The following is a 13,117-nucleotide window of genomic DNA, read 5'->3' on the forward strand; positions in this document are numbered from 1 at the left end:
CTAGCTGCGACTTTGACATTTGTAAATTGTCAGGAGAAAAGGTTGACGATAAACTCCTCTATTCGCGGCGCAGCACTTGCCTCTAGAGGAAGTGGAACAGTGGCAACGGAAGTGACAGGAACAGCAGCAATCCCATACAATCGGTGGAACGATTACGGGACCCGCTGGCAACGGGCTTGGTATTGCAAAACAACGCAGGTAACAATTTATCAGTAGCAAGTGGTGCGACTAGCTTCAAGACGAAGCTCAGCGATAGCAACAGGAACAGCCTATGCAGTAACCGTGAAAACACAACCAACTGATTAACCTGCACGGTTTCAAGTGGAACAGGGACGGCAACCGCGAATGTGACAACTCCGGCATTACCTGCGTTGCAGTAACTCATACAATCGGTGGAACGATCACCGACCTTACAGCAACGGGCTTGGTATTGCAAAACAACGCAGGTAACGATTTAACAGTAGCAAGTGGTGCGACTAGCTTCACATTTGAGCACAAAGGATAGCAACAGGAACAGCCTATGCTGTAACGCAGAAACCCAACCAACTGGTTTGACCTGCTCGGTGGCTGGGCAGCATTAGAACCGCAACCGTGAATGTGACAACTGTAACTTTAGCATGTAGCGTTCCAATAACTCGCAATTGGGGGTCTTTACTGACAATAATAATGGAACTATTCAAATTTGGCAGTCACTGCTGGAACTTGGGTGGACAAACAAACCTACACGGCACAGACTCTGACTTGATGAAATGTAGCCATGGACAAGCTTGGAAATCATCCACGAACACACGCTCAGGAACTGGCATTGCAACAGCTTACGGAGCAACTGGAGTTCAATACTGTAATATAGCTGACCAATCGTGCAATGATGCAGTAACTGGTCTCCTAAATGGGACTGGCACAAGTGGGGCGTATACAGCTTGTAATGGTTTAAACGCAGGTGCAGGGACTAATGGTAAGACCAACTGGCGTGTTCCTACTAAAAATGAATTAAAATTACACTGAATGCAACACTACAAACAAGAAATGCCAAATGATGATCTAACTTAGGAGGAGCTCCAAGTCCTTCCATTAATACTTTATTTCCCTGGGAATACAGTTGCCAATTTTTATTGGAGTTCTACCCAGAGATCTGCAGGCGATGCGTGGACAGTCGAATTCATCGCTGGTATCTCGTCTGAGAGCTGCAGAGTGGCACCCATTCTGGTGCGCTGTGTCTCCGGACCGTAGTTTGACATTTGAGCGTTTTGAATGAGGATTATTTCGTATTTGCCCAAGGGCGTGGTTAATCCACGTCCTGGGGCAACACACAGAATTTTCTTTTTCTAGATTTCCTTGACTCCCAAAACTCTAACCCAATAGTGTAACTATGAAACCGTTTCCTGATAGGAATTAAAATCCTCTGAAAACTCATAGAGGGAAATTATCTATACATAGACAAAACACAAAAAGGTATATCAGATGATCAAAAACTTGCCTGAGCTTAGTATTCTATCTCGCCTGGCAGATTTGGAAAAGAATCTTACCTTACACTGAAGAAATTTCTCGAAACAAAAGAACTCTTCCAGGGACTTGGTTTTTCAATTCGAATACAAATGAAAGACATTCAGTCATACGACTCGATTTTAGTAAACAGAAAACAAATGAACTATGAGGTTTAAAAAAAGGATTTATTAATAATCAATTGATTATATTGCGGAAGCGCATTCTCATTCATTTAAGCAAGAAGGAATACTTTGAACAGATTTGGAAGAACTGATCATGAAACATAGGAGTGACAGAAAAAGTTGTTATCCTAATTGACGAATACGACAAACCCGGTCAACGATCATCTAGAAGATATAGAGATTGCCTCAAACGCGCGAGGTGATGAAAGGGTTTTTACTGTTTAAAAGGGTAAGATGAGTATATCCGATTTCCCTTTGCCACGAGCGAGTAAGTTTTCGAAGGTGGGCGTGTTTAGCAATTTGAATCACCTCAATTGATAATAACTCGATGATGCACTATTTCTGACCTAACGTGGGTAGTGCAAAGGTAAGAATCGATAATTATTTTTCAAATTATACTTGTTCTGAAATCAACGAAAGTAAAACTGGAGTTGAAACTCTAAATACAATTCGCGCTTGGTATAACGGTTATCGTCTCTCCGAAGGGATCTCAGTTTACAATCCCTTTTCCACTCTACTAGTGATTTAAAAGAAAAGTTTGAACACCATTGGTTTGAGACAGGCACACCTTGAGTTTCTTTTGTTAAATTAATTTTTAAAATAACTAGACATCATAGAAATTCCAATTAAAAATAGATGCCTTAAACTTTTCAAGTGAAGTGGATGACCTAAGTCTAACGCCTCTTGTTCAAACAGGGGTATTTGAAAATCAAGGATTATAGTGCAGAGAAAACTTTTTACATTAGATTTTCCGAATTATGAAGTGAAGAATGCTTTCTGACAGCTCTACTCGCAAGCTGGAAAGCAAGGATTTTTCTGATTCTATACTTTATGAAATTTTAAATGCATTGGCAGTCGATGATCCAGAAGCCTCGCATTTCCTATTGTAGGAAAATATTTGTTTAAGATATGAATATGACTTCATGTAATCGCAAGAGAAATACTACCAAACTCTATTCTGTCTTACATTCACCTTGTTGGGATTTAAGATACGAACGGAAGTGAAAACAAATCTTGGTCGAGTAGATGCAGTAGTCGAAAGCAATTCCATTTATATTTTTGAATTCAAACTAAGCGGCACAAAGAAGAAGCCCTTGCCCAAATCAAAACAAGAAATATTACGAAAAATATTTAAACAAAGGTAAAGATATTTATCTTGTGGGAGTTGAGTTCAAAGATCGAAATATTGGGGAATATATTCTTGAGAAATTTGAGAGTGTGTAAAAGTTTCACTGACTTTTCTCTGTCCCTGTTTGCAAAAGCTTGCGCAGTGTTTGCCGAGGCTTCTGTCTAAGTTTAAAAACGTGGCGTTAAAGTTTAGCTAAACAATCTTTAAAGTTTAACGGCGCGTCGGTAAACTTTGACGATAGATTTTGACTGTTTACCGTTGGATTTTCAAACAGTCAAAATCGATTTCCAAACAGTCACTTGCGAGATTTACTCTGCAAATCTAGTGTATGGTTGGCTATGGCTCATCGGATAACTGAAAATATCGTATCTTTTTCCATTCAATTTATTGTGAAGCTTGACAAAGTCAGACTAGAATTATCTATTGAATTAGATAAAGAAGGAAATCGTTAGATATTTAACTATCTAATAATAAGAAGCACTTAAAAGGAGTTTTTTATGGCATTGGCAGAAATTACAGATTCAACTTATAAGCAAGAAACCGGTTCCGGTTTTAGTATTGGTAGATTGTTGGGCAGAATGGTGTGGTCCTTGTAGAATGGTCGGACCTGTTCTAGAAGAATTATCTAAAGAATACGGAGCTAAAGTTTCCATCAAAAAATTAAACGTAGATGATAACCAAAAGACAGCGCAAGACCTAGGAATTCAGTCTATTCCAACTTTTGTTATACAAAGACGGAGCATTGGTTGATAAAGCAATCGGAGCATTGCCAAAGAACCAAATCAAAAACTTTATCGAAAGGCATCAGTAGAAAGTGAAACGAAGTCTTCCTTTCACAGAAGAGCACACAACAGTTTCAGAGAAACTACTCGCAAATTCTTTGAGACTGAAGTGAAGCCATTCCACGAAGAATGGGAAAAAGTAGGAATCGTTCCAAGGGAGATTTATGTAAGGCAGGCGAGGCAGGTTTACCCTGTCCTGATGTCGCGGAAGAATATGGCGGTAGTGGAGCAGACTTTTTATACAACCTCATTATCATTGAAGAGTCTTCTCGTGCAGGGAACAGCGGCTTCTTTGTTTCTCTTCACAATGATATTATCGCGCCGTATATCTCAGAATACGCGAACGAAGAGCAAAAGAAAAGATGGCTTCCCGGATGTGTGTCTGGCGAAAAGATTCTAGCGATTGCTATGACAGAGCCAGGAACAGGATCTGACTTAAAAGCAATTCGAACCACCGCAATTGAAAAAGACGATCACTTCCTTCTAAATGGCTCCAAGACTTTTATCAGCAACGGACAACTCGCAGATTACGTGATAGTAGCCGCAAAGACAAGCGATGACGCGATGAGTCTTTTAATGGTAGAGCGTGGTATGCCTGGATTTGAAAGAGGCAGACGACTCGAAAAGATAGGATTAAAAGCCCAAGATACATCTGAGTTGCACTTTGTAGATGTAAAAGTTCCCAAAGAAAATCTAATCGGGAAAAAAGGGCAGGGCTTTCGTTACCTAATGACTAAACTTGCTAAGGAAAGACTTGTGCTTGCAGTTGGCGCAACAGAGGCAACAGCAGCAGTGCATGAGATTACACTTCGTTATCTCAAAGAGCGCGAAGCATTTGGTAAAAAGATTGGTAGTTTCCAACACATTCGTTTTAAAATGGCAGAGATGAAAACAGAACTTGAAGTCTGTCGTTCTTTTTGTGACCAAGCGGTTAATGCTATTATGGCGGGTGAGCTTACTACAAGCGAAGCTTCTATGGCTAAATGGTATTCTACTGAAATGCAAAAGCGACATACAGACGATTGCCTCCAATTCTTCGGTGGCTACGGATATATGATGGAATATCCAATCGCCCGTGCTTACCTAGATGCAAGAGTCCAAACTATCTACGCCGGCACAACAGAAATCATGAAAGAAATTATCGCTCGTAGCATCGGGCTTTAGTCCACCTAAATCCAAACTCAGGGTCTACCTGTTAGAAGTAGGTAAAATTAAGTGTTGTAATAATATGAATTATAAATCCTAATCTTGTCCATCTTGTTAATCATGTCTAGAAGAGTTTTTAGACAGGATTAACAAGATTCACAGGATTTTGTAATTTGTTGGTAAAACTTTACCTACTCAACAAAGGTAGACCCCCAAACTCATCTTCTGAAAGGTGAGTTACTAGTATTTCTTGACTTTTACTCGTTCGATAGGACTTTGTATTTCGAGGGTAAAAAATGGATATTGTAGAATTAGAAAAGGGATTTTCCGAGACAGAAGAAAAGATAAAGAAATTAGCCGCAGAGTGTGGCAATGATGTAGAAATTATTCGTGGTGGTGGAGTAAGCGATACCATTCATTTCATTGGAGACACAAGAAAAATCTCTGAAAAATCAGGTTACGTAAAGGAACTAGCAGGTGTTAGCCGCATCTGGAATGTATCGGCACCTTATAAAAATATTGCTAGAGTAGCCGCTGGAAAAGCAGGCGAAGTCGTTCATAGACCAGATAGAATTGTAGAAGTAAAAGGTCCTGATGGTTTCGTTCGTAAAATTGGAAACGGCAAACATGTATTTATCGTAGGACCTGATTCTCCTCAAACGCTGGAACAAACTCTTACTATTGCAAAACAAGCCAAAGCTCTCGGTGAAAAATATGGAATCTTAGATAGAATGATTATTCGTGGTGGCGCCTTCAAACCAAGAACAAGACCAACTGATTGGCGTGGACTTGGATGGGAAGGAATCAAAATGCTTGACCGAGTCAGAGAAGAGACCGGCTTACCATACGTAACCGAAGTTATGGATCATACCATGGCAGAAGAAGTTGCAAAACATGCAGACATGATTCAAATCGGAACTCGAAACGCTCAAGACTTTGAATTACTCGAAGCTGTGGGTAAGACGATGAAACCTGTAATTCTAAAACGTGGTTTTGGTAACGAAGCAGAAGAATGGTTCTCAGCAGCAGAATACATTGCCAATCAGGGGAATCTCAATATTATCCTCTGCGAGCGCGGTGTTAAGACGCTATTCATCAAAGAAGGTTACTGCCGTAATACTCCTGACTTTAACGTTATCACACACGCTAAGAAAAAAACAATACTGCCTACTATTTTTGATCCATCTCATGTTGCGGGGGATGATAAGATTGTAATGCAAAATCTACTTGGTTGTCTTCCATTCAAAGCAGACGGCTCTATCACTGAAACTTTACACGAAGAATCTTTCCGTAAAGAACAAATGTGTGATGCAGCGCAAGCTCTTGTAATGAGCGTATACGAAAAAGCAATTCAAGCAATCTTAGCTTACGAACAAAACATCAATCCGTTCATAGCTGAAATGGATGCATATTTTAGTAAAAGGTCTAAAGCTTGAGATATCTCATTCTATTCCCGGTCGCTTCTTTTATCCTAATAGGGACAATAGGAATTAGCCTCTGGGCTCTCTACAAGGATGAATCTTTAATTGAAAGATTCATCCTTCATCCGTATGGGATGATTCGCAAAAAAGAATACTATCGTATTTTCTCTCATGCGTTCATCCATGCGGATATGTGGCATTTGCTTTTTAATATGTTTTCTTTTTATTCGTTTGCCTTTGTCTTAGAAAGCTATCTTGGTTCTTCCAAATTCTTTCTAGTCTATTTTGGCTCTATAGTGGCGAGCGTGTATACCTGTATTCTTAAAAATAAAACGAATCCTGTGTATCGCAGTCTCGGTGCGTCAGGCGGCGTATCGGGTGTAATTTTTAGTTTTATTCTATTTCAACCAATGGCTAAGATCGGTATCATGTTTATTCCAATTGGAGTTCCTGCCTTTGTGTTTGGATTTCTATATCTCGCATACTCTTATTATTCCGCAGAAAATCAATACGACAACATCAACCACGAAGCTCATTTTTATGGAGCAGTAGCCGGTATGGTGATTACAGCTATCTTAATGCCAGATGTTATAAGTCATTTTATTCAATCGATTAGTTTATAAAGAGTAAAGAATACGGTCGGTGTAAGGTTTGTTTATTGCACAAAAAATGGAGACGCCGGGGGTTGCACCCTGGTCTATTGCACAGAAGTAAAACTGCTACGTGTTTAACTTGAAAGTAGAAAATGGAGACGCCGGGGGTCGAACCCGGGTCCTATTGCACATAAGTAAAGCCTCTACATGTTTAGTTTGTAAATAAATCTCGAAGTGCCTTGACCTACAAACAGGTGATTCACTCCTATCCAACTTTGGTTCTGCACAAATCCAAGTCGGAGAACGACTTGTGCAACTTTCCGTTTAGAGTCGATACGCTGCCCACCGGAAAGTTAGAGCAGTTTCTCGTAGCGGCTTAGATTAAGCTGCTAAAGCTAATTCGTTGTTAGCGTTTGTTTTTTGAGAGTTTTTAAAGGCGGCCTCTCACCTCTACATGCCACAGTACCCAGGTCTACAACAGTCGAAACCAAATCGTCCCCATTTACTTGTGAAGTTTAGACTGTAAATTATCTTCCTTTGTGCGGTAAAGAAATATTTTTTTAGTAATTTGAGTTACTTTGAAGAAATTTTATTGTGTCGGTCTTATTTGCGCAAGTAAACAACCAAGCCTAAGACTCCTGCGGCACCGGTGCAAAAAGCAGGCAGAGGGAAAAAGTAAAGTCCGCTCACAATAGCAACTGCAATTAATCCAAGACTATGTAGAAGTAACATTCTACGATTGCTTGTATCTGTATTCTCAGAAGAGGAAAAGGAAATAAAACTGAGTCCTGTAACAAAAAGATAAACAATCACACAAATATTATTCCCAAGAAAAATATCGAAATAACTTTTACCTTTACCAATAGGCATGGAGACTAACGTTTCCTTCATAATGTTCGTAGTATTCATCACTTCAACTTCTTCTTTTGGAATCGGCATAAACGTTCCAAACGTATGTCCAATGCAGGTAAATAGAACCAAGCCCGCCGCAATTCGTAAGAGTAATTTTTTGTTCATGGGATCAAAGTCTCGTTTTATTTAATAATGTCAAACAACATTATTAAAAAAGAAGTGTTTGATTTTTACGAGAGGAAGAAGATAGAATGAAAAAAATTTTAAAAGGAGTAGAGACACGCTTACGCTGTTTGAAACTTGTCTCTACGTTTAACAAAAAACACAATTTCGCGATATCACTTGTAGGTTATGCATATATGCATAACCTACAGTGGATAATAATCAATTATCGATTCATCTCATAAGTATCCACAAGAGCCATGATATGGTCTTTGTAGATATGATCGAATCTTTCTTGATTTAAAACAGGTTTACGCAAAATCTTCATAGCATAGTCTTGTTGTTCTTTTGTGCTAGTAGGTTTTGAATACAACTGTGTCGCATAACGGGAGAAATCACGAACCATGAAGTCAAAGATTTGATCGATTAAAGCTTCTTCTTCGTTAGTGAGTTTTGCTTGCTCGAGCACCAACTGACCGTAAGCCACAAGAGTAAACATTTCTCCAAGAGTGAGCATAAAGTCGATGTCTACTTTTTGCGCTTTGTCTGGAGCTGCTTTGTCGAGTAGTTCTTTGAAGACTGCGATTTGTTCTTTGAAGATAGTGAGGTTCGGGAGATTATAGCTGTTATACGCAATGTTATAATCATGGAAAACAACCTTATCGAAACCTTTTGTAGTAGCACCTTGATTGAAAAGGAAGGTATCATCTGTTAAAGTATGAACTCTTGGAATGACAGGAAGAGACGCATCTGGCTTGAAGAAATAATTTTGCATAAAGCGCATAATCAGGATCATGTTCACATGCACAGTTCCTTCAAGTCTTGGAAGCATTTGGATATCACGAATTGCCAATTCAAAATAAGCATCTTTGTTTAAACCCTTAGCAGCAATGATATTCCAAAGAGCAGTTACTACTTCTTCACCTTGCATGGTGACTTTCATTTTTTCCATTGGGTTAAATAGGAGATAACGTCTGTCAGTCGCAGAAGCTGTTCTCATATAATCAGTTGCACGGAAAGAAAACATTCTCATAGCAGCAAGACGAGTATAGCTTTCCATGAAAAGTTGTTTGATATGAGCAAAGTCAGTTACGTATTGATTGAATAGTCTTCTATGTGCGGCGTGGTTGATAGACTCATAAAATGCGTGAGTCGCAATACCAACAGATCCCCAACCTAAATTGAATTTACAAAATGCGATAGTTGCAAGAGATGCATCCCAGGCTTCACGACCAATAGATATAATATCATCTTTCGTAATTGGATAATCGTGTAACTCATACTCGGCTACATAGTTTTGGGAGGTAACGATGTTTGGTTTCAATTCATATTTTGGATGTTGTGAATTTACACCGAAGAACACAAATTCGCCGCTATCTTTTACTTTACCAAAAGTAGAAACGATAGCCGCTTTGTTTCCGTTACCGATGTAGAATTTGTCTCCACTTGCTTTATATGTTCCATCACCGTTGGGGATAAGCATCATATCACTACCGATTAAATCAGCACCGTGCTCTTTTTCAGATAAACCAAAAGCAAAGATTTCGCCTTCTTCTAAAAGTTTTGCGGCTTTGTTTTTAATGCCTTCATTTTTAGAAAGCCAAATCGGACCAAGACCAAGCATAGAAACTTGCCATGTATACCAATAACACAAACCGTAAAAACCTAGAATTTCATTGAACGCCATAATACGATTGGAGTCCCAACGAGAATCATTCGCACCATATCCTTTCGGAGTCATGAGAATGGAAAATGCTTTTTCTTTTTTCACAAACTCTAAAAAGTCTGCATACCAAACTTTTTTGTGGTCATCATCTAGAACTTTGAGTTTGCCTTTAGTCTCAAAAAACTCAATTGTCTTTAACATTAGGTTTCTAGACTTTTCGTCTAGATGCTCATACTTTTCTTTCTTAGGGTTTAAGAGTTTCATTTTGTTTCCTTGGAATTTTAATTAATAATAAACGTTGTTAGTTGACTTTTGTCATGGTGAGCTTGTCGAATCCATGCTTTTATAGACAGCGCACTTCGACTGGCTCAGTGTGACAATGCAATCATTTACATTTTTACAAAGTCTTCGTATTTCTTTTTTCTTAATTTGACTTTTTTATAGTTTTAGTATTACGTCTAGACAAAAAAACTTTTTTGGATTTGATTTGTTTGGGGGTTCCCGTCGGCTTTATACTTAGTGAACGCATGTATGCGTCACCTACAGGAATTACACGCCGGTCGGGCTCTCGCTCTCGTCCATTTTTTGCAGACTCACTTCTTGACTGCGAAGACTTTCTTGCATAAGCAAAAAATGGACGCCGCTTCCATCCCTAACCCGAGGCTTCTGTGTTTTAAGGGTAATTGGTATTATCCCCTTTTTTATGATTTTGATCTTTGAAAGTTATTTAGACTCTGTCTTATTGGGTAGGTCTAGTTAAAATTTTTCTATGTTAAATACTTTCCCTTATTTTAGGATTCATTAGAATATTTTTCAATTCATCTTTAGATAATACTTTCTTACGTCTGTGAATCATTGCATGACAATTCGGACAAATTGGAATTAAATCTTCTACAGGATTTACAATGTAATTTTCTTTTACTTCTGACAATGGCTTTATATGATGAACATGTATAAAATCTTTTCCTATTTCTCCGTATACTTCTTCAAAATCAAAATTGCACACTGAACATTTATGTCCATAATACTCTATACAAATTTTCCTTGCTTCTGGATTTCTTTCATATTTATTTACTAGAACCTTTGTAATACTTCCTTCATAAATTATTTTATCATCTATTAACTCGTTAGGAAAAATAGCGGATACATTTGATAATTCGCTCCAATATTCTTCTACTTTCTTCGCTACATCTTCTGGGATAGTAGTCGCAGCTTGAATTGTCCAATGAAAATCTAATCGACTTAAATACTCCAATCTCAAAATATCATTTTCATTTACATCTAAAATACAATCAAAGTTTATATCTATATAAAGACCTTTTTTGTTTTCCTCTGCCCAATGTTCATCTTCAAATACATCTGATAATGCAAAGCCTGAAGCAACAATACCTTTTGGTTCTTTCGCTAATCTTATTAAAAAAACTCTATCTCCTTTTTTAATTTTCTTTAGCTGACCGCAACTCCATCTTCCTTTACAAAATCCATTTTTAGAAATTTCTAGAATACTTTCTTGTATATCCCAATCAAACCTTTTCGGATTCCACGCTAATAAATATGTATTCATTAATTTCAAACTGAATCTTTTCGCACTAAAAGTCAAGGGATTAAAACTTGACCGAATAATTCGCACTATCAAATCCTTGCCAACACACACTCGATAAGATAAATTTAAAGCAAATATACACCAAGTAGCAGTTCATGTTGCAGTCCACGTTGCAGTTCAACTATACTCCTGAAATTTTAAGACTAAAGATGAACTGCAAGATGAACCGCAACAAGGACTGCAATTTGATATATCCGATATACGAAAGAAGATATAGTATACCCCCTACCGTATAAGGCTTGACAAAGAAAAGATTCTTTTTAAGTTAGGCAATAGGAGATTTGAATGAAATATCTATCGTTCTTAGACAAAATAACGTATACAAACCTTATCATTGGAGCAGTTTTGATGGGACTCGCACCTTTTGTTCCAATGCCTCATTCGATTGAGAAAATTTTACTCTTAGTCAAAGGTGAGCTTACAAAACCAATTGATATCTTTGATTTACTTTTTCATTTGAGTCCTCTCTTTATCATTGGTTTAAAGTTTTATTATTCTAAGAACAAAGTGGAAGTAAAATAAAATGGAAACTTGGATACTACAAAAAGAAGTTTATTTTAGACTCGGAATTTTCTTTGGATTATTTTTACTCTTTGCCCTCTGGGAAGTTATATTTCCAGATCACAAGTCTCCGTATTCTAAGACGACTAGATGGAGTTCGAATCTGGGTCTTGTCTTATTAAACAATTTAATCGTTCGAGTTTTATTTCCTGTAACCGCCATCGGCTTAGCAGAGTTTGCCGCTACTAGACAGTTTGGATTTTTAAGACTTCTAAACCCGGGAGACTGGATATATATTCTTGTTGGTTTAGTATTTTTAGATTTTGTAATCTATCTTCAACATGTTTTGTTTCACGCCATTCCTGTTTTGTGGAAGCTTCACCAAATGCACCATGCTGATTTGGAGTTAGATGTTACCAGTGGAACTCGGTTTCATCCGATTGAAATTATTATTTCTATGTTGATTAAATGGTCTGCCATTTTACTTTCAGGAGTTTCTCCATTTACTGTTCTTCTATTTGAAGTGATTCTAAATGGAATGGCTATGTTTAATCACAGTAATATTTTTATTCCTGCTGCGCTCGATAGAGTTTTACGGTATATAGTGATTACCCCTTCACTTCATAGAATTCATCATTCCGTCTTGGTTTCTGAATACAATATGAATTATGGATTTAATCTTTCCATTTGGGATAGACTTCTTGGAACTTTAAGAAATGAGGCTAAGGGAAGTTTAACGCTCGGGCTTCCTGTTTTTAGAGATTCAAAGTATTTGAGACTTGACTGGATGCTACGAATTCCATTTTTAAAACCAACAGAAAAGAGTTAATGTTTTATAAGTTAAGTGCTGCTTTTGCTTTTGCACTATAATCGACTGTCATAGTTTCAAATTTTGCAGAGAAAGCTATGCACATGATACAGAAGTTAATCATGTTTTCGTAATAAGGATGAAAGGTTAAGTTTAAATATCCTTCGCTGTGAATTTTTCGAATGTTTACAAATCCTTTTCCGCGACCATTGATGGCTTCTGACTCGGTTATCGCCAAATTGATATTAGTCAGAGTAATCTTGTATAGTTGTTCCACTTGAGGATTCCATTTTTTTAAAAGCCGACCGGCGGATAACAAATGAGAAAAAATTTCGTTCTTCAATACTGAATTCACAGGATCAAATAGATCGTTAGATTCAAATTTTTTGTAGCAACTCGCAAGTATACTCAAATTGCCTTGAATTTTTTTTAACTGTTGTCTATATAATTCTAAAAATCTAAGAATGCTTAAAAATGTAGAAGGTCTTCTATCAAATTTTAATTTTTTTATTTTTCCAGTCGGAGTGCTAAACGTCTCTAAGTCTTGTGGCTTAATTTCAAATGGATCGTTTACAAAAAATTTCTCTAAGAATTCATTCATCGCAATTTCATATTTTTGCGGTATTGGACATTCCAATTTCAGAATACGACTATCCGGTGCATCCTTGTTCACGTCTAGTAGGTGTTTGAAAATTTCGTCGAATTCCATAAAGTAAACGCATTCTATATTGTTTTAAGATCGTGTCATTCACTTTTAGATTTTATTGTCTGAGAGAGTTTATTTTTT

The 13,117-nt window shown here is 37.5% G+C and carries 13 protein-coding genes, 1 other RNA gene and 2 pseudogenes; 11 read left to right on the forward strand and 5 right to left on the reverse strand.

Annotated features, from left to right (window positions below):
- The first annotated feature begins 42 nt into the window (after positions 1–42).
- The 9 genes and pseudogenes from IPH52_25275 to IPH52_25315 all read left to right on the forward strand — a co-directional run bounded on the left by IPH52_25275 (position 43) and on the right by IPH52_25315 (position 6,768).
- The gene (locus IPH52_25275) at positions 43–216 is read left to right on the forward strand and encodes a hypothetical protein (protein ID MBK7058300.1); all 174 of its coding nucleotides are present in this window, start codon (positions 43–45) and stop codon (positions 214–216) included.
- A gap of 450 nt (positions 217–666) precedes the next feature.
- Positions 667–1,005 carry a hypothetical protein gene (locus IPH52_25280; GenBank protein ID MBK7058301.1) on the forward strand — a complete coding sequence of 113 codons (339 nt, stop codon included), beginning with the start codon at positions 667–669 and terminating at the stop codon, positions 1,003–1,005.
- 1,014 nt (positions 1,006–2,019) lie between these two features.
- Positions 2,020–2,196 carry an AAA family ATPase gene (locus IPH52_25285; GenBank protein ID MBK7058302.1) on the forward strand — a complete coding sequence of 59 codons (177 nt, stop codon included), beginning with the start codon at positions 2,020–2,022 and terminating at the stop codon, positions 2,194–2,196.
- A gap of 445 nt (positions 2,197–2,641) precedes the next feature.
- Positions 2,642–2,812, forward strand: coding sequence for a PD-(D/E)XK nuclease domain-containing protein (locus IPH52_25290; GenBank protein ID MBK7058303.1), 171 nt, complete (start codon positions 2,642–2,644; stop codon positions 2,810–2,812).
- A 283-nt stretch (positions 2,813–3,095) separates the two neighbouring features.
- Complete coding sequence (locus tag IPH52_25295; GenBank protein MBK7058304.1) at positions 3,096–3,248, forward strand: hypothetical protein; 153 nt, start codon at positions 3,096–3,098, stop codon at positions 3,246–3,248.
- A 45-nt stretch (positions 3,249–3,293) separates the two neighbouring features.
- Positions 3,294–3,607 (forward strand): annotated as a pseudogene (trxA, locus tag IPH52_25300) (thioredoxin).
- A gap of 80 nt (positions 3,608–3,687) precedes the next feature.
- Positions 3,688–4,742, forward strand: a pseudogene (locus IPH52_25305) (acyl-CoA dehydrogenase family protein).
- Positions 4,743–5,020: 278 nt separating this feature from the next.
- Positions 5,021–6,160, forward strand: coding sequence for an N-acetylneuraminate synthase family protein (locus IPH52_25310; GenBank protein MBK7058305.1), 1,140 nt, complete (start codon positions 5,021–5,023; stop codon positions 6,158–6,160).
- On the forward strand, positions 6,157–6,768 hold the full coding sequence (locus IPH52_25315) for a rhomboid family intramembrane serine protease (protein MBK7058306.1): 612 nt from the start codon (positions 6,157–6,159) through the stop codon (positions 6,766–6,768). Before IPH52_25310 ends, IPH52_25315 begins: the two co-directional genes overlap by 4 nt.
- A gap of 120 nt (positions 6,769–6,888) precedes the next feature.
- On the opposite strand, the gene ssrA is transcribed toward IPH52_25315, so the two are convergent.
- The 4 genes from ssrA to IPH52_25335 form a co-directional block, all read right to left on the reverse strand.
- Positions 6,889–7,238: a transfer-messenger RNA gene (gene ssrA, locus IPH52_25320) on the reverse strand.
- 103 nt (positions 7,239–7,341) lie between these two features.
- Positions 7,342–7,755, reverse strand: a complete 414-nt coding sequence (locus tag IPH52_25325) for a hypothetical protein (GenBank protein ID MBK7058307.1) — start codon at positions 7,753–7,755, stop codon at positions 7,342–7,344.
- A 223-nt stretch (positions 7,756–7,978) separates the two neighbouring features.
- Positions 7,979–9,682, reverse strand: a complete 1,704-nt coding sequence (locus tag IPH52_25330) for an acyl-CoA dehydrogenase (protein MBK7058308.1) — start codon at positions 9,680–9,682, stop codon at positions 7,979–7,981.
- A gap of 508 nt (positions 9,683–10,190) precedes the next feature.
- Positions 10,191–10,991: an HNH endonuclease gene (locus IPH52_25335; protein MBK7058309.1), complete on the reverse strand. Its 801-nt coding sequence runs from the start codon at positions 10,989–10,991 to the stop codon at positions 10,191–10,193.
- 315 nt (positions 10,992–11,306) lie between these two features.
- Between IPH52_25335 and IPH52_25340 the strand changes: the two genes are divergently transcribed.
- Entirely contained in the window at positions 11,307–11,543 is a 237-nt protein-coding gene (locus IPH52_25340) for a hypothetical protein (GenBank protein ID MBK7058310.1), read from the forward strand.
- A 1-nt stretch (position 11,544) separates the two neighbouring features.
- Positions 11,545–12,351, forward strand: a complete 807-nt coding sequence (locus tag IPH52_25345; protein ID MBK7058311.1) for a sterol desaturase family protein — start codon at positions 11,545–11,547, stop codon at positions 12,349–12,351.
- Between the two features lie 4 nt (positions 12,352–12,355).
- On the opposite strand, the gene IPH52_25350 is transcribed toward IPH52_25345, so the two are convergent.
- The gene (locus IPH52_25350; GenBank protein ID MBK7058312.1) at positions 12,356–13,039 is read right to left on the reverse strand and encodes a hypothetical protein; all 684 of its coding nucleotides are present in this window, start codon (positions 13,037–13,039) and stop codon (positions 12,356–12,358) included.
- Between the last annotated feature and the right edge of the window lie 78 nt (positions 13,040–13,117).

The organism is Leptospiraceae bacterium (assembly GCA_016708435.1).
Lineage (GTDB): Bacteria > Spirochaetota > Leptospiria > Leptospirales > Leptospiraceae > UBA2033.